Source organism: Longitalea arenae, from assembly GCF_016924755.1.
Lineage (GTDB): Bacteria > Bacteroidota > Bacteroidia > Chitinophagales > Chitinophagaceae > Niastella > Niastella arenae.
This window is the reverse complement of record NZ_JAFFJX010000001.1, coordinates 427288-449943: the sequence shown is the minus strand read 5'-3', so window position 1 is coordinate 449943 and position 22656 is coordinate 427288. Positions and strand designations below refer to the sequence as shown.

General features: G+C 47.3%; 19 protein-coding genes. 18 read left to right on the top strand and 1 reads right to left on the bottom strand.

Annotated elements, in window-relative coordinates; translation table 11 throughout:
* Positions 1 to 15 precede the first annotated feature (15 nt).
* The 15 genes from fucP (at position 16) to JT717_RS01920 (ending at position 17883) form a co-directional block, all read left to right on the top strand.
* Positions 16 to 1302 (top strand): L-fucose:H+ symporter permease, encoded by a 1287-nt coding sequence (gene fucP, locus JT717_RS01990; RefSeq protein ID WP_205508510.1) that lies wholly within the window; start codon positions 16 to 18, stop codon positions 1300 to 1302.
* A gap of 88 nt (positions 1303 to 1390) precedes the next feature.
* Entirely contained in the window at positions 1391 to 2161 is a 771-nt protein-coding gene (locus tag JT717_RS01985) for an SDR family NAD(P)-dependent oxidoreductase (RefSeq protein ID WP_205508509.1), read from the top strand.
* 613 nt (positions 2162 to 2774) lie between these two features.
* Entirely contained in the window at positions 2775 to 3323 is a 549-nt protein-coding gene (locus tag JT717_RS01980) for a hypothetical protein (RefSeq protein WP_205508508.1), read from the top strand.
* Positions 3324 to 3401: 78 nt separating this feature from the next.
* Complete coding sequence (locus tag JT717_RS01975; protein ID WP_205508507.1) at positions 3402 to 4739, top strand: vanadium-dependent haloperoxidase; 1338 nt, start codon at positions 3402 to 3404, stop codon at positions 4737 to 4739.
* A 75-nt stretch (positions 4740 to 4814) separates the two neighbouring features.
* On the top strand, positions 4815 to 5906 hold the full coding sequence (locus tag JT717_RS01970) for a hypothetical protein (protein WP_205508506.1): 1092 nt from the start codon (positions 4815 to 4817) through the stop codon (positions 5904 to 5906).
* Between the two features lie 71 nt (positions 5907 to 5977).
* A complete protein-coding gene (locus tag JT717_RS01965) occupies positions 5978 to 6943 on the top strand; it encodes a hypothetical protein (protein WP_205508505.1) in 966 nt (321 codons plus the stop codon).
* Positions 6940 to 8499: a vanadium-dependent haloperoxidase gene (locus JT717_RS01960; RefSeq protein WP_205508504.1), complete on the top strand. Its 1560-nt coding sequence runs from the start codon at positions 6940 to 6942 to the stop codon at positions 8497 to 8499. Before JT717_RS01965 ends, JT717_RS01960 begins: the two co-directional genes overlap by 4 nt.
* A gap of 171 nt (positions 8500 to 8670) precedes the next feature.
* Positions 8671 to 10248 carry an alpha,alpha-trehalase TreF gene (gene treF / locus JT717_RS01955; protein ID WP_205508503.1) on the top strand — a complete coding sequence of 526 codons (1578 nt, stop codon included), beginning with the start codon at positions 8671 to 8673 and terminating at the stop codon, positions 10246 to 10248.
* Between the two features lie 93 nt (positions 10249 to 10341).
* Entirely contained in the window at positions 10342 to 11166 is an 825-nt protein-coding gene (locus JT717_RS01950) for a penicillin-binding transpeptidase domain-containing protein (RefSeq protein WP_205508502.1), read from the top strand.
* A 257-nt stretch (positions 11167 to 11423) separates the two neighbouring features.
* Positions 11424 to 12470, top strand: coding sequence for a VWA domain-containing protein (locus JT717_RS01945; protein ID WP_240347776.1), 1047 nt, complete (start codon positions 11424 to 11426; stop codon positions 12468 to 12470).
* 23 nt (positions 12471 to 12493) lie between these two features.
* Positions 12494 to 13090, top strand: coding sequence for a tetratricopeptide repeat protein (locus tag JT717_RS01940; RefSeq protein WP_205508501.1), 597 nt, complete (start codon positions 12494 to 12496; stop codon positions 13088 to 13090).
* 258 nt (positions 13091 to 13348) lie between these two features.
* A complete protein-coding gene (gene ispG, locus JT717_RS01935) occupies positions 13349 to 15349 on the top strand; it encodes a (E)-4-hydroxy-3-methylbut-2-enyl-diphosphate synthase (protein ID WP_205508500.1) in 2001 nt (666 codons plus the stop codon).
* Positions 15350 to 15460: 111 nt separating this feature from the next.
* Positions 15461 to 16414, top strand: coding sequence for a helix-turn-helix transcriptional regulator (locus tag JT717_RS01930; protein WP_205508499.1), 954 nt, complete (start codon positions 15461 to 15463; stop codon positions 16412 to 16414).
* Between the two features lie 184 nt (positions 16415 to 16598).
* Positions 16599 to 17087 carry a DinB family protein gene (locus tag JT717_RS01925; RefSeq protein WP_205508498.1) on the top strand — a complete coding sequence of 163 codons (489 nt, stop codon included), beginning with the start codon at positions 16599 to 16601 and terminating at the stop codon, positions 17085 to 17087.
* A 295-nt stretch (positions 17088 to 17382) separates the two neighbouring features.
* Complete coding sequence (locus JT717_RS01920; RefSeq protein WP_205508497.1) at positions 17383 to 17883, top strand: GyrI-like domain-containing protein; 501 nt, start codon at positions 17383 to 17385, stop codon at positions 17881 to 17883.
* Between the two features lie 125 nt (positions 17884 to 18008).
* On the opposite strand, the gene galK is transcribed toward JT717_RS01920, so the two are convergent.
* Positions 18009 to 19154 (bottom strand): galactokinase, encoded by a 1146-nt coding sequence (gene galK / locus JT717_RS01915; protein ID WP_205508496.1) that lies wholly within the window; start codon positions 19152 to 19154, stop codon positions 18009 to 18011.
* 58 nt (positions 19155 to 19212) lie between these two features.
* Between galK and JT717_RS01910 the strand changes: the two genes are divergently transcribed.
* The 3 genes from JT717_RS01910 to nadB all read left to right on the top strand — a co-directional run bounded on the left by JT717_RS01910 (position 19213) and on the right by nadB (position 22646).
* The gene (locus JT717_RS01910) at positions 19213 to 20175 is read left to right on the top strand and encodes an aldose 1-epimerase (protein ID WP_205508495.1); all 963 of its coding nucleotides are present in this window, start codon (positions 19213 to 19215) and stop codon (positions 20173 to 20175) included.
* Positions 20176 to 20195: 20 nt separating this feature from the next.
* Positions 20196 to 20975, top strand: coding sequence for a hypothetical protein (locus tag JT717_RS01905; RefSeq protein WP_205508494.1), 780 nt, complete (start codon positions 20196 to 20198; stop codon positions 20973 to 20975).
* Positions 20976 to 21041: 66 nt separating this feature from the next.
* The gene (gene nadB / locus JT717_RS01900; RefSeq protein WP_205508493.1) at positions 21042 to 22646 is read left to right on the top strand and encodes an L-aspartate oxidase; all 1605 of its coding nucleotides are present in this window, start codon (positions 21042 to 21044) and stop codon (positions 22644 to 22646) included.
* Positions 22647 to 22656 lie beyond the last annotated feature (10 nt).

Sequence of the window (22656 nt, the reverse complement as noted above, 5' to 3'; positions counted from 1 at the left end):
TAAATTTCCGATTGCATGGCCCTACCAACATCATCCAGTAGTTCCTCCCTGAAAACAGAACAAGCTAAGGGATATTTGTTCCCTTTTATTTTGGTGACCAGCCTGTTTTTCTTTTGGGGCTTTGTGCACAATCTCGACCCGGTATTGATACCGCATTTAAGAAAAGCATTTACCTTAAACTTCTTGCAATCATCCCTGGTTGACTTTTCTGTATTTATTGCCTACTTCGTAATGGCGCTGCCTGCAGGGTTTATTATGCGCAAGTATGGATATAAATCAGGCATCTTGTTGGGCTTGTTGTTATTCGGACTTGGTTCCTTATTATTTATACCGGCAGCCAACACGCGTGCATACGCATTGTTCCTGGGCGCCCTGTTTATCATTGCGAGTGGATTGACATTCCTTGAAACCGCTGCAAACCCATATGCGGCATTACTGGGACCAAAGGAATCATCTACGCAACGGTTGAACCTGGCGCAGTCATTCAATGGATTGGCAGTTGTACTGGCGCCAATAATCGGTGGTAAATTCATTTTATCCGGTACTAATTTAACAGAGGCGCAAAAAACGGCCATGACGCCTGAGGCCCTCGATGCGTACCTGGCGGGTGAAGCAGCCACCGTAAAAGGTCCATACTTAATTTTAGGCATCATCATTCTGGCAGTGGCGTTGATCTTTGCGTTTACAAAGCTGCCTGAAATAAAAGAGGAAGAAGAAGGTGGTAAACAATCCAGCTTCGCCAGGGCATTCCGCCACAAACACCTCATATGGGCGGTGGTAGCGCAGTTCTTTTATGTAGGCGCACAGGTTTGTGTTACCAGCTTCTTTATCAATATAGCAGTAAAGGCGGCACATATCGATGAAAAAATGGCGGCCAATTACCTGGGTTTGGGTTATGGCATCGCCTTCATGGTTGGCCGGTTCGCAGGCACCTTCTTTATGAAGTATATAAGCCCGAACAAATTACTGGCCATCTATGCAGCCATAAATATTGTATTATCGGCCATTGCCATTGTTAGCACCGGCATGATAACGGTATATGCCCTGATCGGTGTCGGCTTCTTTATGTCGATCATGTTCCCGACCATCTTCTCCCTGGGCATTCAGGGCCTGGGCGCCGATACCAAAATTGGTTCAAGCCTCATCATTATGTCGATCGTAGGCGGTGCATTGATACCACTTGCCATGGGCGGTATAGCTGATGCTACCCAGAATATTCAGAACGGGTATATCATTCCTTTGCTCTGTTTCATAGTGATCTTGTTTTTCGGCTGGAAAGGGTATAAAGTAAAAACAGTCTAGTAATTAAAATGCAGTAAAAGTTGACAGCTGATAAAGGGCACCTTTATCAACTTTTCAACGTATTAACTTATCAACTTAACTTGCACGCATGTTTCGACTCGATAATAAAAAGGCCATCATCACTGGTGGCGGAAGCGGTATAGGAAAAGCCATTGCCACAGTATTTGCAAAGCAAGGCGCTGCTGTTAACATACTCGATATGGATGAACAGGGCGCAACCAATGTCGTAAATGAGATTACAACCGCAGGCGGCAAAGCACAATTCTTTAAGTGCGATGTGTCAAAGCAGGCCGAAGTGCAACAGATCGTAAACGGCATTGCGGCCAATGGTTCTATCGACATCCTCGTTAACAATGCCGGTATTGCCCATATTGGTACGGCAGAAACAACGGCCGAAGCCGACTTCGACCGCCTGGTGAATGTGAATGTGAAAGGTGTTTACAACTGCCTGCATTCGGTACTGCCCCATATGAAACAAAATGGCGGCTCCATTATCAATATGGCCTCCATCGCCTCACTGGTGGGCATACCCGACCGGTTCGCTTATTCTATGACCAAGGGCGCTGTTGTAGGCATGACATTGTCCGTTGCCAAGGATTACCTCAAATACAATATCCGGTGCAATTGCATTTCGCCGGCGCGGGTGCATACTCCTTTTGTTGACGGGTTCCTGGCCAAGAACTATCCGGGTAAAGAAGCCGAGATGTTTGAAAAGCTCTCGAAGACCCAGCCTATTGGCCGGATGGGCAAACCCGACGAGATCGGTTACCTGGCTCTTTATCTCTGCTCTAACGAAGCGTCTTTTATCACCGGTTGCGATTATCCTATCGATGGCGGCTTTGTAAAGCTCAATAACTAAACTTTAGTAAATCAATATTTTATAATGCGTTCCATGGTATGGAGCGCATTTTTTATACTCCGGGCTGAGCCGGTTCTTTACCTCTTCTTTACCGCCTGCTTACCTCCTTGCTTCACAAGCATTTGATTGTCAACAACAGCAAAATAATTTCTTTACCCCCTGGTTACCTCTTCTTTACCTCCTGCTTAGCTATTCTTTAGGTTTTCTTTACCCTCGCTTAACCCCCGCTTTTCCTTTTCATTAGCTCTGCCTGGCTTTTTCTTTTCCCCTGCTTTTGGTTGTATCCAGGTTAGGGTAATATTGCCTTTACCTGTTCAGTTGCTTTTTATTACCTAAGGGGTAAAGAAAAGGTTACCCTAACCAAACCACAACCAAAGGACAACCAAACCACAACCTCAAGGAAGTATAGCACGTAAGCCAAATCCAGGTTCATTGTCAAATAGTCCATTTATTTATTATCTCTTTGTTGATTACAAAGCCACTGTAGCCTGTACTTCTATTTACAGGCACCAACTGCTTTCATAACCAAAACCAGCTAAATTATTTTGGCTAACAGCATTTTCCTACTCCGAATTGTCTTATTTTGTGGTAACTCAAAGCTTTTGTATCGCGGATGAAACGAGCTGCTGCCATATTGCTGCTTCTCATCTTTTTGTTTAACTGGTTCGGATACCGGTTGTTATCCGGTTATCTGCAACACCGGGCTGATACCCGCCTGGAAGCCCAGCTCGACCGGCAGCAATATAATGAAGCCAGCCTCCTGGAAATCCGCATTCCGCTGAACATGCCATACCAGAACATTTCCTCTGATTTTGAACGGTACGATGGCGAAATTGAATTCAACGGCATTCACTACAAGTATGTAAAACGCAAAGTAGAAAAAGGAGAACTGGTACTCTTATGCCTGCCAAATGAAAAGAGGATGCGGTTGCAAAATGCCCGCGATGAATTCTTCAAACTGGTGAACGATCTGCAGCAACATGATCCGAATCATTCAACGCCAACAGCCACTATCAAAAACCCGGTAACCGAATACTGGGAACAACAAAATAACTGGCAACTGGAAGCCCTGGTACAGCAACAACACCAGTACACCGGTTATGCCATGTTCATGCCTGTATCTCCGCTTATAACCACGCCCGCACAGCCACCCGAATGTTAAAAAGCAGCTATTGTTTTTTCTATGGGAAAGTTATAGCCAGCTTTCATGCATTTGATTTATTAATAATCGAAGCTCATCATGCGTTTACTATTGTTTGCCATTTTAGTGGCAGGACTCAGCTCCTGCACACAACGTGCTGCCAATTACCAGCAGGTACTTCATAACCCGGTCCTGTACAGCAAGATCACCGGCCAGCTCACTGACGTTATAACCTACGATATTTTTTCGCCGCCGGTAGCCAGCCGCATTTATGCCTATGCCCACCTGGCGGCTTTTGAAGCCATTGCACATGGCGATAGCAGTTACAGATCACTGAAAGGCCAGTTAAAAGATTTTGACTATCCGCCTCCACCAACAACCGGAAAAAAGATCGACTTTCCATACGCTGCCCTCATGGCCTTTATGGAGGTAGGCAGAACCCTGACCTTTTCAAAAGATCAGACGGATAAGATCGTCGACTCCCTGCAGCTTCTGGCAAAGGAGCACGGCATGCCCGCCGACATGAAGCAACACTCGGAAGAGTATGGCGTGGCCATCGCGAAAGCCGTACTGGCCTGGAGTAAAAAAGACAATTACGCACAAACCCGGTCTGCCGCCAAATACACCGTGCCCAATGATGAGGGCAAATGGATACCTACACCTCCGGGCTATTTTCAGGCCGTAGAACCGCAATGGCGCACCATTCGCACCATTGCTCTCGACAGCTGTAACCAATATGCTCCTCCGCCTCCCTGCGCCTTTGGTAAAGACGCAGGCTGCGAATTTTACAAAATGGCCAAACAGGTGCAGGACACAGGTCTCAACCTGACCGAAGAACAAAAAGCGATTGCCAGCTTCTGGGATTGCAATGGTTTTAAGTTAAATGTGGTTGGGCATACGATGTATGCCACCAAAGCCATGACGCCCGGTGGTCACTGGATGGGCATTACCGGCATCATCAGCCAGAATAAAAAAGCCGATTTCAATAAGACAGTGTATGCTTACACAACGGTTGCTATTGCCGTTATGGACGCATTTATCGCCTGCTGGGACGCCAAGTACACTTTTAACCTGGTTCGCCCCGAAACAGTGATCAACAATTATATTGATCCCAACTGGAAACCATACCTGCAAACGCCGCCTTTCCCGGAATATACCAGCGGCCACTCTATCATTTCAACAGCTGCGGCCACCGTGCTGGAGCATATCTATGGTAAACAAAGCCCTTTCAGGGATAGTACCGAGCGCGCCTGGGGTTTTACCGACCGGCATTTTGAGTCGCCCAGGCAGGCCGCCGATGAAGCCGGCATGAGCCGCTTTTACGGAGGCATTCACTATCGCCCTTCCATATTTGTAGCACGGGAACAGGGCGAGAAAGTGGGCAACTGTGTACTGTCAAAGCTCCGCATGCGTAAAGAACAACTGGCCAGCAAATAATTAATAACTAAGAGTGTCACAGCTGTTCTTGACACCATAGAAGGGGTGACACACTTAAAGACCAAAACAACTCATATGAAGAGGATCTTAATTTTAGCTTTCCTATACGTATTCGTCAGCCACCAGGCACAATCTCAGGGCTGCGTGGCCATCAGGAGCACCGGCGGCTTCTGCACCCGCGACCAGGCTGCCAGCCATGATGCATCCAAATGGATGTTAGCTGTAAGCAACCGCTATTTTAAATCATTCCGCCATTTTGTGGGTACCGAAGAACAGAAACACCGCACAGAACAAGGCACGGAAGTGATCAACTATTCCTATACATTAAATCTTACGCTTACCCGCCATCTGAATAAATACTGGTCACTGGCGCTCGATGTGCCCATTATTTCCAATGCCCGCTCATCGATGTATGAGCACGGCGGCAATAACGGCGGCGAAGGCGCCCGGCATTATACCCGCTCATTCGGCATTGGCGATATTCGCATTTCGACTTATCGCTGGCTGCTTGACCCAACGCTTATGCCTAAAGGAAATATCCAAATTGGCCTGGGCCTCAAGCTGCCCACCGGTGATTACCGCTACCAGGATTTCTTTGTTAAAAATGATACCACAAGACTGTTAGGACCCGTCGATCAATCGATACAGTTAGGCGATGGCGGTACCGGCTTCACTACGGAAATAAATGCTTTCTATTATTTCAACAGGCACTTCGGCGTATATGGTAATTTCTTTTACCTCTTCAACCCGCGCGAACAAAATGGGGTATCTACCGCCCGGGGCGGAACACCTTCGGCCGACGCCATTAAATATGGCACCAGCGTCATGAGTGTGCCTGATCAGTTTATGATCCGTGCAGGCGCCAGTGTAACCGTTGACCAACTCACCATTTCTGCAGGCGTTCGTGAAGAGTGCCAGCCCTCCGAAGACCTTATCGGTGGCAGCCGGGGCTTCCGCCGGCCAGGTTATATCATTTCTATAGAACCGGGATTGAATTATCAGTTCAAAAAAGCTACCCTCTATGCCTATGTTCCGTTCGCGGTTAAACGCAACCGTACGCAAAGCGTTGCCGATAAATTAAGGACCGAAGCAACGGGGGTATATGCGCAGGGCGATGCGGCTTTTGCCGATTACCTGGTAAATGTTGGCTGCACATTCAGATTTTAATAATTCCAGGTTGCCACCGCTGGCGGAACTTCATCCGCGTGGTGTGGCACCCTTAACTTAACTAACGCTTTATGACAAAATTTTGGAAGGCCTGCTTTCAGTGCTGCCTGGCGCTGTTCATCCTCCTGGCTGCCTTGGTTCCGGCTGCTGCCCAAACAGAGATCGATGGCATCATGATGACCAAAAACAATTTCTGTGTGGGGCCCATGTATGGCTATAGCAGTTGGAAAAGCTATTGGGAAGGAACCCGTAAACGGGAGAACCTGAACCTCGGCCGGGTATCCACAGAAATGTTCAGCGTAATGGGTAATTACGGCATCAGTAATAAACTGAACATTCTCTTTGCTGTTCCTTATATAAAAACCAAAGCTTCGGCCGGAACGCTGCATGGCGTTGAAGGCATACAGGATGGATCGCTTTGGGTGAAATGGATGCCCATTGAAAAAAGTATTGGCAAAGGCAATTTAACCGCATATGGTATTGCCGGTGTTTCGGCACCGCTCAGCAATTATGTAGCAGATTTTTTGCCGCTTTCCATTGGGCTTCGCAGTAAATCCCTTTCGTTACGGGTAATGGGCGATTACCAGGTGGGAAAGATCTTTGTCACCGCATCCGGCACCTACATCTTCCGCGACAATATAAAAATTGACCGGGATGCATACTATACTACCGAAATGCATTACACCAATAAAGTATCCATGCCCGATGCCTTATCGTTCAACCTGCGTACCGGGTACCGCTATGCCAACCTGATCGCCGAGGCCGTGCTCGACAACTGGACCACCCTGGGTGGTTTTGATATTACGCGCAACAACATGCCCTTTCCCAGCAACAGGATGAATGCCACCAGGCTTGGGGTGAACATGAAATATGAACTGAATATACCGCGCGGCCTTTCCATCGTAGCCTCGGGAAATTATGTGATCGCCGGACGTAATGTAGGACAGGCCACCACCGTAAATGGCGGACTGTTCTATATCATCAACTTCAACAAAAAGCAACCAACCACCACATCGCCCAAACAATCACAGCCATGAAAAAGCTACCATTATATATTTCCATCCTGTTATTGCTTGTTACAGCTGGTATGATCCCTTTTGCCTGTTCTAAAAATGAATCGGGCCGTACAGACGATCTGCCAGCCCTGCAACCGGATAAGACCGATCTCGACGCCGGGAGCTGGAAACCCATTTTACTTACATCTGCCAATGAATTCCCGGTATCAACACCTGTTGCTACCACAACGCCTGAGTATATTGCCCAGCTGAATGAGATCAAAAGCTGGCAGGCATCATTGACCGATAACGAAAGAAATATCGTTAAATACTGGAGTGCCGGCGCCGTATTGCGCTGGAATGAGATCCTGCGTGAACTGGTGGCCAAACACAACCTGCCGCCCTATCAGAACGACGACGGCACTTACCCGGTTCCCAACGCCAGTAACCCATTGGCCTACCCGCAATTTCCATTTGCAAATCCACCTTATGCCGCCCGGGCCTATGCTTACGTGAGCGCCGCTCAATACGATGCCCTGGTAGCAGCGCATTATTACAAAAAATTATTCAACCGGCCAGCGCCCTATAAAGTAGATGCTACCATTAATACATTGGTACCGCAAACAGATCTGCCTTCCTATCCTTCAGAAGATGCAGTGGTAGTGGGTGCTGCCGTTGAAATGTTAAAGCTGTTATTTCCCGGCGACCAGGATCTCATTCAGCAAAAAGCGGAAGAGCATAAACGAGCCCGTATCATTGCCGGCGCCAATGTGCGCAGCGATATAGAAGCCGGGGAAGCACTGGGCAAAGCAGTGGCGCAAAAATTTGTTGCCCGCGCCCGTACTGATCGCGCAGGTGCAGCCGGCGGCACCCAGGCCGACTGGACAAAATTCGAAACCGATTGCATGGCCCGCGGCGAAACGCCCTGGTACAGCCAGGAATTGCCTAAACGGCCGCCCATGTTACCCATGTTCGGCAAGGTAAAGGCTTTTTTATTTGACTCTTTAACGGCTATTTCATTACGCCCCGGCCCGCCACCATTAACGGGCAGCGCCAAAATGAAAGAAGAAACCGATGAGATCCTGAAGCTCGTAAATGATGATTCACGGGAAAATTACCGCATCGTACATTTCTGGGCCGATGGTGTAGGCACCTCTACCCCACCCGGTCACTGGGATGCCATCGCAGCCGAGGACTTTATCAAACAGCACTATAGTGAAGTACGCTGGGCCCGTAATATGGCCCTGTTGAATATGGCGTTGATGGATGCGGCGATCGTATGCTGGGATGCCAAGTTCTTTTATTTCAACCCACGCCCTTCACAAATGAACCCGAAGATAAAAACACTTACCGGTTTACCTAATTTCCCGTCATACATCTCCGGGCATTCCACCTTTAGTGGCGCAGCAGCCACGGTGCTCTCGCACCTGGTTCCCGGGCGGGCAGGCGCCTACGACGCTATGGCCCGGGAAGCATCCCTGTCGAGGATGCTTGCGGGCATTCATTACCGGGCCGATTGTGAAATGGGTTTGGAATGTGGAAAGAACATCGGCAACTATGCCGTACAACGCGCTAAAACAGACGGTGCGGGTGATTAGTGGAATTTAATATGGCCGCTCACCGTATATAACGGTGGTTGCCTGTGCTAACGTTAATAATCTTTCTTTGAGTACATATAGAAGTCAATACACCGTTCCGATTCTTCGGAACGGTTTTTTATTTATTACATTTGATTCCTGAACAACCCCTGGTAATTAAATGTAGTAAGGATGAAAAAAATGTATCTGTGCCTGCTGGTTAGCTTTCAGTTTGTGTATACGATTGCACAACCGCCAGCCACACCTGATAAAATTTATGGCGATCTATTCCGCGATGTACAATTTAGCAAAGTATTTCCCGATGGAAAAACCTTCGTTGACTGCATACCTAAAAGAAATCCGAAGAACATTATTGCCGATTATCATCAACAGAAGGGCCAGGCCAAATTCGACCTGAAACAGTTTGTGCAGGATAATTTCGAAATGCCGCCTGCGCCGCCCCAGTTCAATTATATTCAGCAGGAGAAAGATGTTACCAAACACATCAAAAACCTTTGGAGTGTATTACGGCGCGATCCCGATACGGTTGTAATCGGAAGTTCCCTGCTGGCATTGCCCAACCCCTATATTGTTCCGGGCGGACGCTTCAGGGAAATATACTATTGGGATTCTTATTTTACCATGCTGGGCCTTCGGGCCAGCGGTGAAGGCGAAATGATCGAGAACATGGTAAAGAATTTTGCCTGGATGATCGACATCTACGGCCACATTCCCAATGGCAACAGAACCTATTACCTGAGCCGGTCGCAACCGCCTTTCTTTGCCTTAATGGTTGAATTGCTCGCTGAAATAAAAGGCGATTCGGTTTACCTAACGTATATGCCCGCCCTGGAAAAGGAATATGAATTCTGGATGAATGGCGCCGCTACCTTAAAAACAGGTCAGGCAAGCAAACGGGTAGTAAAAGTAAATGACAGTACGGTACTTAACCGCTATTGGGATGACTATCCTTTTCCCCGCCAGGAAAGCTATAAAGAAGATGTAGAAACCGCGAAAAGATCAGGCAGGGATAAACAGGTTATGTACATTAACCTGCGCGCGGCAGCAGAGAGCGGTATCGATTTCAGCAGCCGCTGGTTCAGGGATAAGAAAACGCTGGGCACGATCCATGTTACCGATATGGTTCCTGTTGATCTGAACAGTTTATTGTACGCGTTGGAAACGATACTGGCAAAAGCCAAGTTCATGGCCCATGACGCCAAAGCAAGTGCCGATTATACCCGCAAAGCCGAAAGAAGAAGGATGGCCATTGATAAATACTGCTGGAACAAAACACTGAAATATTATACTGACTATAATTTCAAGACGCGCAAGGCCTCTAGCGTAGTTACCCCCGCCGGGATGTACCCTTTTTGTGTATTCACCAAAAACCTGGATTATATGAGTTTGCTGGCGCGGCAGGCGGCCGAACAGGTAAGGTCGAAGCTCTTGCAAGCCGGTGGCATTACAGCATCCCCCTTTAATACAGGCCAGCAATGGGATGCGCCCAATGGCTGGGCGCCCCTGGAATGGATGACCATCTGGGGGCTCGATCGCTGTGGCCAACGGGAGCTGGCCCGCGAAATTGCCGAACGCTGGATCAGGCTGAATATCGATGTATATAAAAGAACCGGCAAGCTCATGGAGAAGTACAATGTGGTTGACCTGAACCTCGAAGCCGGTGGCGGCGAATATCCCGGCCAGGATGGCTTCGGCTGGACGAACGGGGTCCTGCTGGCGCTTATCAATAAATATGGAGCACCGAAATAAACGGGTCTTGAAGCGTGCCCCTGTATTTCATTATCACATTAGCTAATTATCACATTATCACATTAGCTTATTACTTTTGCGCAAATTTCCACTATGATTAAATGGATCTCCGCCGGCCTGATAGCCACCGTTGCCCTTGCTGCCTGCTCACCCAATAATGTTACCATAGACAATAATCTGAAAAAATATTTCGACCAGTATAAGGTTACCGGCTGCTTTGGCCTGTTTGATAATGGACAGGGCAGTTTCACCATTTACAACCTGCCGCGCTTTAGCGACAGCGCTTATACGCCTGCTTCAACCTTTAAGATCGTGAATTCCCTGATTGGATTGGAAGAAGGCAAGGTAGCAGATACAAATACGGTAATCAGGTGGGACAGTGTCGTTCGTGGGCGCACCGAATGCAACCGGGATATGACCATGTGGGATGCCTTCCGCATTTCCTGTCCGCCCTGGTACCAGGAACTGGCCCGGCGCATTGGCCAGCCGAAAATGCAGCACTGGCTCGATACCCTGGGGTATGCACGCAGACGCGATACCTTCAAAATAAATAATAACCTCGATACCTTCTGGCTCGACAACAGTGCCAAAGTAACGGCCGATGAGCAATTAGGGCTGGTAAAGAAATTATACTTCGATCAATTGCCTTTTCAGAAAAGGACCCAACGTTTGGTACGGGGTATGATGCTGTGGGAAAACAATGCCAATTACCGGTTAAGCTATAAGACGGGCTGGAACACGACCGACAAAGGCAATCAGCTTGGCTGGCTCATAGGCTGGATCGAAGAAAATAAACACCCTTACTTTTTTGTGCTGCAGGTAGAATCGCCCGACAAAAACGTCGATTTCGGATCCATCAGGATAAACATGCTGAAAGCGATCCTGAAGGAGTATGGCTTTTTCGAAGGGAAGAAATAAGCGATGTGCTGATTTGCCAATGTGCTGATTTGCCAATGTGCTGATTTGCTAATGTGCTGATGTGCTAATGCAGACATTTTACACAGGCTGATTATTGGCTTTCTAAAAATAAATCTAAGCTCGCCCGTCGATTGTCGGGCGGGCTTATTTTTTACAATACCCTGAATTGTAAGTTATACGATGTATTTTAACGAAGAATTGAACGCGATAATACCTAAATTTAACAGGATTCGATTTTGGTTTAAATTTTGCATTCATTGAAAACCCAATTAGCACATTCGCTGATTGCCAAATTATCACATTTGAATTTCAGGTTCCAACATACCGAATACCTCATCGCCCTGGCCACTATCCCGTTGCTGGTTGTATTGTATTTACAGCTCCTGCAATGGAAAAAAAATACCGTTAAAAAGATCGGGGACCAAAGGCTGGTGCAGGCGCTGATCGCTAATTATTCGCCCACGAATTTTTTACTGAAATTCCTGTTCTTCGCCCTTGCCCTGGCGGCCATTATTGCAGCATCTGCCAATTTGCAAAAGCCCGGCGCCATGGATAATATTCAACGTAAAGGCGTGGATATAGTGATCGCCATGGATGTAAGTAAAAGCATGCTGGCCGAAGATATTAAGCCGAACCGCCTCGAAAGGGCCCGCCAGCTCGTGTACAAATTAATGGATCAGTTGCCCAACGACCGGGTAGGACTGGTCTTATTTGCGGGAAGGGCTTATTTACAAATGCCGCTTACAACCGATCATGGCGCTGCCCGGATGTATATTCAGCAGGCCGGTCCCGAGGTTGTACCAACGCAAGGGACTGTCATTTCAGAAGCATTACGCGCCGGTAATTCGGCTTTCAATAGTAAAGAAAGAAAATTCAAATCAATTGTATTGATCACCGATGGTGAAGACCACGATCCGCAGGCGGTTCCCCTGGCAAAACAACTGGCCGAAGATGGTGTTATGATCAATACGATTGGTATCGGTTCGGCACAGGGTGCGCCTATTATGGACCCTGCCACCGGTGAATACAAAAAAGATGAAACCGGCAATACGGTCATCTCCAAATTAAATGAGCAGGTATTGCAGCAGCTGGCTGGCGCCACCAAAGGCGTATATGTTAAAATGAACGATGTAGATGCTACGGTAGACGCTATTACCAAACAGTTAGGCACTATTGAAGCCACTTCATTGGATGATAACGCCTTCAAGGACTACAAAAGCTATTTTCAATGGTTTCTGGCCATTGCATTTGCATTCCTGTTGATAGAATTCTTTTTACCCGAACGGAAATTTAAAGCAGCTTGAAAAAACTGGTTTACATATCGCTGATGTCAATATGCTTCCTCGCGCCTGTTTGGCTGAAAGCACAGCAGGAGAACGCTGCTATCCGGGAAGGCAATAAACTGTATAAAGAAGGGCAATACGATAAAGCCCTGCCTGCTTACCAGAAAGCGGTAGCGCAAAATCCTAAAAGCGCCACGGCCCGTTACAACCTGGCCAATGCCCGTTACCGTACAGGAAATTTGCCCGATGCGGAAAAATCATATGGGGAATTACTGGAAAACACGAATGATAACAGCTATAAGGTAAAAGGCTATTACAACAAAGGCGTTACCCTCACCAAACAGAAAAAACTGCAGGAAAGCATTGAAGCATACAAGACCGCACTGAAGCTCGATCCCGCTGATGAGGATACCCGCTTTAACCTCCAAAAAGCATTGTCGGAGCTGAGAAAACAAAACCAGTCGCAGGACCAGCAACAGCAACAGAAAAAACAGCAACAAAAACAAAAGCCACAGAACAAGCTCGATAAGCGAAAAATTGAACAATACCTGAAATCGCTTGAACAGAAAGAACAGGAAGTTCAACGCAAGATCCAGCAAAACCGCTCCCGCTCAGTGTCTCAGCCGGAGAAGGATTGGTAAGCCCATCCCAGGAAAGAGAAGTACTACCTGTTATCGTATTCCGGCCATCTGGTTCTGCTCATTTGCCTTTTCATACCAACGGGCTGCGCATAATTCATGATGATCGTCTGCCCTAAACTTTTACAATTTGTACTTTTCCGCGTTCCTGCTTAAGGCGCGTGTCTGTATCAGGCGGACGGAGCGTTAAGCCTTTTATCGTAATTTTGCCGGCAATTAGCGCTTAATCAACTGGCAATCACCTAAATCAGAATACAATACATGCAGCTTTACTGCGACTCATTGACCGAATATAAACGACTGGCAACCCGTGAAGTACGAATTGGGGACCTGCTGCTCGGCAATTTCAACCCTATCCGTGTGCAAACGATGACCACCACCGATACCATGGATACCATGGGTACGGTTGAACAAAGTATCCGCTGTATTGAAGCCGGCGCAGAGCTGGTTCGCATCACTGCCCCCAGTAAAAAAGAAGCTGAGAATTTACTGAACATAAAAAATGAGCTGCACCGCAGAGGTTATAAAACACCGCTGGTAGCAGATATTCATTTTACCCCCAATGCTGCCGAGATCGCTGCCCGCATCATTGAAAAAGTGCGGGTGAACCCGGGCAACTATGTTGATAAGAAGAAATTTGAACAGATCGATTATACCGATGCGGAATATGCCGAAGAGATCGACCGCATCCGCGAACGGTTTACCCCGCTGGTAAAGATCTGCAAAGAGTATGGCACGGCCATGCGTATAGGCACCAATCACGGTTCGCTCAGCGATCGTATCATGAGCCGTTATGGCGACACGCCCATGGGCATGGTAGAGAGCGCTATGGAATTCCTGCGTATTGCCCGTAATGAAAGCTATCATAATATTGTATTGAGCATGAAAGCCAGCAATCCGCAGGTAATGGTGCAGGCTTACCGCTTGCTGGTGCACGTAATGATGGATGAGTTTGGCGAATGTTATCCCCTGCACCTGGGTGTAACAGAAGCCGGAGATGGCGAAGATGGAAGAATAAAATCAGCCATCGGCATTGGTTCTTTGCTGGAAGATGGCCTGGGCGATACCATTCGCGTATCACTCACCGAAGACCCCGAGTTCGAGATTCCGGTTTGCCGTGACCTGGTTAAGCGCTATACCAACAGACAATCGGCTACAGCGCATAAACCATCGATCATTCCGGCCATCAACAAAATTCCCTATTCTCCTTTCGAATATACAAGACGAAACACAAATACTGTTTCCAATATCGGCGGTAAACAGGTACCTGTGGTCGTGGCTGATTTTATGAAAGCGGCCGCTATTCATCATGAAGACCTGCAGGCCATTGGCTACACGTACAATACTGAAACTGATAAATTCACCATTGCCGACGCCGCTGCAGATTATTTGTACACCGGTAAAAAAATACTTGACTTTGCCTTACCGGGCACCCTGAAAGTGATCTGCGATTTTAATACCTGGTTACAGGCGCCGGACAAAGAAAAGTATTATCCATTATTTCAATCTACTGAATACCTGAAAGGAACCGATCATTCAGGCATCCTGAACTTTGTTGCCGCAGATGTAGATGAACCAGCATCGCTTGAACTCTTACAGAAGATCCGCACAGATCGTACCGTAGTACTCTGTTTGTATGCTTCCAACCCGCATGCCATGCCCGCTGTACGGCGATATATTATTGAACTGATGAACCAGGGCATCAACTGCCCGGTGATCCTCGCCGTAGAAAGCCATGACACTACCATCGATGAACAACTGATCCATTTCTCAACCGACAGCGGCGCCCTGCTGCTCGATGGTATGGGCGATGGCATCTGGCTGATGAATGAACCAACGAAGCTCCTGAACCAGAAAGTAAGTGGCCGTACTTACCTGGAAACAAAGAACAATCACCAGTTCATCAACAATACCTCGTTCTCCATATTACAGGCTACGCGTACCCGTATTTCAAAAACGGAATATATTTCCTGTCCATCGTGCGGAAGAACCCTGTTCGATCTGCAGGAGACCACGGCAAAGATCCGTTCGGTGACCCATCACCTGAAAGGTGTCAAGATCGCTATCATGGGTTGTATTGTGAATGGGCCCGGCGAAATGGCCGATGCCGATTTTGGCTATGTAGGCAGCGGTGTGGGCAAGATCACCTTATATAAAGGAAAAGAAATTGTGAAACGCAATGTCGACAGCGCCATTGCTGTGGAAGAATTGATTAATTTGTTGAAGGAAAACAACGCATGGGTTGAAAAGCCAATTAGCTGATTTGCTGATCAGTTAATGTGCTAACTGGCCCGAAAGACAGGATACACCATTGCTGATTGCAGATTCGGGATTGAACATATCTAATACATACAGCATACAAATTAATCCAACTTGAACCGCATCGATAGACTCCACGCTATTTTAACCCACCTGCAAAGTAAAAAAAGAGTTACTGCGCAGGAGGTGGCCGATCGTTTTAACATCAGCTTGCGTACCGTATACCGCGATGTTAAGGCATTGGAAGAAAGCGGCGTGCCGGTCATCGGCGAAGCCGGTAGCGGTTATACCATTATGGAAGGGTACCGCCTGCCGCCGGTCATGTTCACGCAGGAAGAAGCTTCCGCCCTGCTCATGGGCGCCAAACTCACCGAACACCTGGCAGATGAATCCATAAAAAAACATTTCAACGCCGCACTGTATAAGATCAAAGCGGTGCTCCGCAGTTCCGACAAGGAGCATATGGACCAGCTGAATGATAATATTGCGGTTTTGTCGCGCCTGCCGGCAGATGACTCTGCAGGCCGTTACCTGATGGACCTGCAAAAAGCGCTGGGTGATAAAAGAGAGATCCGCATCCGTTATCAGTCGGGTAAGGATGCATTGACCGAGCGGAACATAGAACCTATCGGCTTATGCCATTATGGCCAGGCCTGGCACCTGATCGGCTGGTGTAAGCTGCGCAATAATTACCGCGATTTCCGGGTTAGCCGCATACAACAACTGCAAATTCTGGATAATACGTTTGAACCTGATACCCATCCTTCTTTGAGGGAATACCTCGAAACGATGATCAACAGTTCCGAACTGCAGGAAGTGGTGATCCGGTTCGATAAGACCGTCGCGCGTTACCTGGGCAATCAGAAATATTATTACGGCTTTGTGCGGGAAGAGGTCACAGAAGATTTTGTGCGCATGTTCTTCGTTACCGCTCACCTCGAATACTTTGGCCGCTGGCTGTTGATGTACACGCATTATGTGAGCATTGAAACCCCGGAAGCTTTGGTCACTATTATGAAAGACCTCACCGAAGAGATCAGGCAGCATTATCTGCCCGTAAATGCCTAAAATAAAGGCCTAACGCTAATTTCCGTCACTCAGGATTGCCTTCCGGCTGCGGCTTTCCGGGTTCTGCCCCGCCTTCCGCCTTTTTAGCAAATTTTTTTCAGTTTTTCTTCCCTCCTGCTGACATACTGTTGTCACACCCCGCCTGTTACTTTGGTCTTATAATCTTCATTCAAATTATAAGCAAATGATACGCACCATTCACGATTTTCTGGACCGTTGGAAAGAAGAGACCGAAGCCACGCTGAAGATCTTTAAAAGCCTTACCGATGAATCGCTGCAGGTGGCTATTCCCGGCGGCCGCACCCTGGGCCGGCTCGCCAATCACATTACCGAGACAGTGACAGAGCTGCCCGGCAAACTGGGTTTACCCATTGAGGAAGTACATGCCGGCTACAGTACTGTACAGGAGCTGGTAACAAATTATAAAAAATACGCCGATCAACTCGTAGGTGTTATCATAAGCAACTGGGACGACAGCGATCTTACGGATGAGAACAATCTCTACGGCGATCCCTGGAAGAACGGGTTTTCGCTTTGGATCTTGTTGATCCATCAGGCCCACCACCGTGCGCAAATGACGGTACTGATGCGCATGGCCGGCCTGACAGTGCCCGGTGTTTATGGTCCTACCAGGGAAGAATGGGAAGCATGGGGAGAAGTGCCGTTGCCGTAGCGTGGGGCTAAGTGCCTAAAAGTAAGATCGTTGTGCTGGTAAGAATTCAGGGATTGGGGGATTTCTTGATTTTGAGATTTCGGGATTTTGAAATTTGGAGATTTATCGGAAAGTTCAAGGCTGGGCAAATCACAAAATCCCTAAATCGTACGATCAGAAATTGTTTTCATACCTGCTACTTCTTACTTCATACCCCTAATATCCAGGTTCATATTTTTTGTGTCCTTAAGATCCGTTGCCAATCGTTACTATTCATGTACAGCGTGGTCATTTATTCACTTTAAAAGTAATTTGTATGCACATAAAAACTTTTCCGCCGTTAAGGGTTTTGAGCAGTATACATAAAACCACTATTGCTGAACTTCATCGGTTTGGACCGGTTATGGCAGAATTATATGCAGTGGCTGGCCGTAAGAGCTTTATCAATGGCCCGCTGCACTGGATCTATTACGGAATGGATGGGAATCCCGATACCGAATTCACACTGGAGATCGCTATTCCGATCAGGAAGGTGATACAATCCACCAAATTCGAGGTGCGGGAACTGGGCTTTTTTAAAGCCATTACTTTTCCGCATGAAGGTCCCTGGGAATTATTGCCCGGCAGTCATGCCCAGATCATGGAAAGGCTGGGCGAACATAATATACCTATATCCAACGAATGCCGGGAGGTGTTCAGGAATATCAACTTTGCTGAGCCTGAAAAAAATATGACGGAAATTCAGATAGGAGTATTGCCAGGAAAGACAGCAAACAAACCGGCGCAAAAGAAGCGTTTGGTACCGGTTTACATCTAAAGTATAATGCAAAACGCAGAATGCTCAGCGCAATCCAATTATTGCGTTGAGCATTCTGTTTTAAGCCGTTTGTATCTGGTATTCCATTGTCACATCAGCTATTATCCCACTAACTGGTTTTCACATTAGCTGATTATCTTCACGCCATCTTCAATTTGCGTAACATATACCTCTGGTGTTTTTTTAAATAATCCGTTAAAGGCCGCTTGGATCTTCTGTGTAAAGGTTTCTACGGCATCTGCCTGTACAACATTGATCGTACAACCGCCAAATCCGCCGCCCATCATCCGGGCGCCTGCCACGCCGGTAATATGCTGGGCGCATTCAACCAGGAAGTCCAGCTCGGTACAGCTAACCGCATACTTTTTGCTTAACCCTTCATGGGTAGCAAACATCATTTTTCCAAAGGTGGTCAGATCTTTATTCGACAGCGCCTCGCAACCTTTAAGCAGCCTTTCTTTCTCATACACTACATAAGAGCAACGGTCAAATACAACAGGCGGTAATTCATGCTGGTGTTGCAGCAACTGCGCCGGTTCCACATCCCGCAGGGAACTGATCTCAGGATAGTGTTTTTTCAGAATGGCAATTCCTTCTTCACATTGCTGGCGGCGAACATTGTATTCGCTGCTGGCCAGTGAGTGGCTCACCATGCTGTTCACCAACACAATTTTATAAGCAGGAAAATCAAACGGAATATATTCATATTCGAGGCTGCGGCAATCGAGCTTCATCACATGACCTTGTTTGCCGTGCAAACTGGCGAATTGATCCATGATACCGCATTGCAGACCAACAAACGTATGTTCGGTTTTCTGACCGATAAAAGCCAGGTCCATCCGGCTCAGTGCAAGCCCGAACAATTCATTCAGGGCAAACCCGAAGCCTGAGCATAAAGCAGCCGAAGAGCTCATGCCGGCGCCTACCGGAATATCTCCATCGATGACCACATCTACCCCGCCCACTTTTTTCCCGCGCTGTTGAATATGATAAGTGACCCCCAGCAAATAGTTCATCCACCCCTTATGTGGTTCGGTCACATGTATAGAAAATGAATATGATTCATTGAACTGGTTGGCGTAAACATTAATAGTGTCGGTATCGTTCGGGGCAATGGCCACGTAGATCTTTTTATCTACGGCGCCGGGTAAAACAAAGCCATTATTATAATCGGTATGTTCGCCAATAAGGTTCACCCGTCCCGGCGCACCAACGATCATCGGTTCTTTGTTAAAGCGTTCCCGGAAAGCCTGTTGCAGTTTTTTGATCATGCTACTATCGTTAGATAAATTAATTTTAAAAAATTTTCTTTGTACCTAAATTGAAACTATGAGTTTTAGTGTTTCCCGCAGTACCCAAAACGGGTTGTCATTGGTCAGGCTGCAAGATAATGCAACAAATACAATCATCACCATTCTGCCTGAACACGGCGCCCTCTTACACGGGTTTGAGATCCCTGTAAATGGTGAGCAGCTGAACATCATTGATAATTATGCTACCCGCGAACGATTGGAACGGGAGCTGGCGATCTCCTACAAAGGCAGTAAACTGTCGCCATTCGTTTGCCGTTTGCGGAACGGGAAATACAGCTTCGACGGCGAGGATTTTGAATTTCCCGGAAAATTCAGCGATGGCAATGCTATTCACGGATTATTGTACAACAGACCTTTCAAAATAACCAATGATTTTGCCGACGATATGCAGGCGAATGTTACCCTGCGGTACCATTTCCGGCGCGAAGATCCGGGTTACCCCTATGAGTATATGTGTGAAGTGCGGTATACGCTGCTGCCGCAGCAGGTATTACAGATAGAGACTACGATCCTCAATATGGATATGTTGTCTATTCCTCTGGCAGACGGCTGGCACCCGTATTTTCAACTGGGCGGAGATGTTACCGGCTATGAATTGCAGCTCAGCGCCGACACCATGGTAGCGTTTGACAAAGACCTTATTCCTACGGGAAAGCTGATCCCCGATAACAGCTTCTATGAAGGGGCCCTCATTGGCGATCGCTTAATCGATAACTGTTTTGTGGTTAAACCAATTGAACAACGGCCCTGTGCTGTACTGCTGAACCCGGCAAACAATGCGTTCGTTGCCCTCTACACTAACAATTCCTACCCCTATTTACAGGTTTACACACCGGCCGACCGAAAAAGCATTGCCATTGAGAATCTCAGTGGCGCGCCCGACTGTTTTAATAATGGAATGGGACTGCTCATACTGGAGCCAAGCCGCTCACAAACTTTTACGGTTTGGTATCAGGCCGGAGTGGCTGAAAACGATTAACTTGCCTAAAATAACCCGTAATGAAGAAGTATTTTAAGTATGTCCTGACTGTAGCGATCAGCATTTTTTTTATCAGCTGTTACGAAGTGAATGAAGAGATCGAGATCAAGGCAGATGGCAGTGGCACCTATGTTACCAAAATGGATATGGGTCAGCTGATCGAAATGATGCAAACCTTTGCCGGAGAAGAAGAATTGAAAAAAGACGGGCTTGACCGGGTGCTCGACACCACTATCCTATTCAGATCCTTGCTCGATTCGGCCAAAGATGTTACTGCAGAACAAAAGGCGTTGCTGAAAGATGCCAAAATGAAAATGCAGATGAATATCAAGGAAAAGATCTTTAAAATGGATATGAATTTCCCCTATAAAGACCTGAACAGCCTGCAACAGTTAATGGCGGGTAAAGGCGGCAGCGGAGCAGGTATGAGCAATGCATTGAAGAATATGTTCGGTAAAAAAGACGGTGAAGAAGATCAGGGAGCCCCCAAGAGCCCTGATATGAGCGATATCGCAAGCATTTATGATGTTACTATAAAAAATGGCTTTATCGAAAAAAAGGTAAATGCTGAAAAATTCAAAGCGTTTAAAGAACGTCCTGAAATGGCACAGTTAAAACAGGTGACCAGCTCAGGTATGGAGATCCTATACACTACGACCATCAAATTACCGCGCGCTGCTAAAAAGACCGATAACCCCATCATCAAATTATCTGATGATAAAAAAACAGTGACCATGAAGTACAACCTGCTTGAGTTGCTGGAAACACCCGAGAAATTCGCTTATACGATACAATATTAAGCAAGCGGCATTACATTGGATTAATAAGCATTTTTAACTAGGTTTGAGGTTTCGGAACCCAATAATATGCAAACTGATTTTCTTGTTATCGGCTCCGGTATTGCCGGATTGACTTTCGCACTCAAGGCTGCTCAACGTTTTCCAGATAAGAAAGTACTGGTGATCACGAAAACGCAGGCTGATGAAACCAATACCAAATATGCCCAGGGTGGCATTGCGGGCGTTATTGATTTTGAAAAAGACAGCTTCGACAAACATATTGAAGACACGCTGATCGCCGGCGACGGCCTGTGCAATAAACAGGTAGTTGAAATTGTGGTGAAAGAAGGCGTTGACCGCATCCAGGAATTAATTGAGTGGGGCGCCCGGTTCGATAAGGAATCGGATGGCGATTATAAACTCGGCAAGGAAGGCGGCCACAGCGAATTCCGCATTTTACATCATAAAGATATTACCGGCAAAGAAATGGAAAGGGCCCTGCTGGAAGCAGCCCACAGCTTTCCCAATATCGAGATCGTAAAACATTGTTTTGTAGTTGATCTGTTAACGCAGCACCATCTGGGTTACCTGGTTACCAAATCAACGCCCCATATTGAATGTTATGGGGTGTATGTGCTGAACCGGGAGAATAACCAGATAGAAAAGATCCTGGCTAAAATAACGGTGCTGGCCAGCGGCGGTAATGGCCAGGTTTACCGCTCTACCACCAACCCCAATATTGCTACAGGCGATGGTATTGCCATGGTGTACCGCGCCAAAGGCCGTATCGAGAACATGGAGTTTATCCAGTTTCATCCAACGGCATTATATGAGCCGGGTGTACGCGGGCAATCATTTTTGATCTCCGAAGCCGTGCGGGGCGATGGCGGCATCCTGCGCAACAAGAACGGTGAAGCGTTCATGGAACGGTACGACGCCCGCAAAGACCTGGCGCCGCGCGATATTGTGGCCCGCGCCATTGATAGTGAAATGAAGATCACCGGTACCGAGCATGTGTACCTCGACGTTACCCATATTCCCACCGACAAGTTCATTGAGCATTTTCCGAATATTTATGAAAAATGCCGGTCTATTGGGATTGATGTAGCCACCCAGTATATACCCGTAGCACCTGCCGCTCATTATAGTTGTGGCGGCATTAAGACCGATGAATGGGGTCGCACTTCGATAAAACATTTATATGCTGCCGGTGAATGCGCCAGCACCGGTTTACATGGCGCCAATCGCCTGGCCAGCAACTCCCTGCTGGAGGCGATGGTTTTTGCACACCGGTGTTTTGTGGATGCAGCAGAAAAGATAAAGGCGCATATTCCTGTTGAAGCCGGGCTTGTGCCCGACTGGAAGGCTACCGGAACCACCCAGCCGAAAGAAATGATCCTCATTACCCAGAGCCTGAAAGAACTGCAACAGGTGATGAGTGATTATGTGGGCATTGTGCGAACCAATATCAGGTTGGAACGGGCGGCTAAACGCCTCGATCTGTTATGGGAAGAAACGGAGGCCCTGTATCAAACAACAGCGGTATCGCCCCAGCTCTGCGAACTGCGTAATATGATCACCGTTGGTTACCTGATCGTCAAATGCGCCCAGTTCCGCAAGGAAAGCCGTGGATTACATTTTAATACCGATTACCCGTACAAGAGCACGCTCGTGCAGAATATAGTGTTGTAGAACTAAAGGA

What these genes read in the sequence shown, in the direction of transcription:
- treF (WP_205508503.1), top strand. Translation starts at nt 8,671, where the DNA reads ATGAAAAAAATGTATCTGTGCCTGCTGGTTAGCTTTCAGTTTGTGTAT.
- JT717_RS01920 (WP_205508497.1), top strand. Translation starts at nt 17,383, where the DNA reads ATGCACATAAAAACTTTTCCGCCGTTAAGGGTTTTGAGCAGTATACAT.
- nadB (WP_205508493.1), top strand. Translation starts at nt 21,042, where the DNA reads ATGCAAACTGATTTTCTTGTTATCGGCTCCGGTATTGCCGGATTGACT.
- JT717_RS01985 (WP_205508509.1), top strand. Translation starts at nt 1,391, where the DNA reads ATGTTTCGACTCGATAATAAAAAGGCCATCATCACTGGTGGCGGAAGC.
- JT717_RS01970 (WP_205508506.1), top strand. Translation starts at nt 4,815, where the DNA reads ATGAAGAGGATCTTAATTTTAGCTTTCCTATACGTATTCGTCAGCCAC.
- JT717_RS01975 (WP_205508507.1), top strand. Translation starts at nt 3,402, where the DNA reads ATGCGTTTACTATTGTTTGCCATTTTAGTGGCAGGACTCAGCTCCTGC.
- JT717_RS01905 (WP_205508494.1), top strand. Translation starts at nt 20,196, where the DNA reads ATGAAGAAGTATTTTAAGTATGTCCTGACTGTAGCGATCAGCATTTTT.
- fucP (WP_205508510.1), top strand. Translation starts at nt 16, where the DNA reads ATGGCCCTACCAACATCATCCAGTAGTTCCTCCCTGAAAACAGAACAA.
- JT717_RS01910 (WP_205508495.1), top strand. Translation starts at nt 19,213, where the DNA reads ATGAGTTTTAGTGTTTCCCGCAGTACCCAAAACGGGTTGTCATTGGTC.
- JT717_RS01960 (WP_205508504.1), top strand. Translation starts at nt 6,940, where the DNA reads ATGAAAAAGCTACCATTATATATTTCCATCCTGTTATTGCTTGTTACA.
- galK (WP_205508496.1), bottom strand. Translation starts at nt 19,154, where the DNA reads ATGATCAAAAAACTGCAACAGGCTTTCCGGGAACGCTTTAACAAAGAA.
- JT717_RS01950 (WP_205508502.1), top strand. Translation starts at nt 10,342, where the DNA reads ATGATTAAATGGATCTCCGCCGGCCTGATAGCCACCGTTGCCCTTGCT.
- JT717_RS01925 (WP_205508498.1), top strand. Translation starts at nt 16,599, where the DNA reads ATGATACGCACCATTCACGATTTTCTGGACCGTTGGAAAGAAGAGACC.
- JT717_RS01940 (WP_205508501.1), top strand. Translation starts at nt 12,494, where the DNA reads ATGTCAATATGCTTCCTCGCGCCTGTTTGGCTGAAAGCACAGCAGGAG.
- JT717_RS01965 (WP_205508505.1), top strand. Translation starts at nt 5,978, where the DNA reads ATGACAAAATTTTGGAAGGCCTGCTTTCAGTGCTGCCTGGCGCTGTTC.
- ispG (WP_205508500.1), top strand. Translation starts at nt 13,349, where the DNA reads ATGCAGCTTTACTGCGACTCATTGACCGAATATAAACGACTGGCAACC.
- JT717_RS01980 (WP_205508508.1), top strand. Translation starts at nt 2,775, where the DNA reads ATGAAACGAGCTGCTGCCATATTGCTGCTTCTCATCTTTTTGTTTAAC.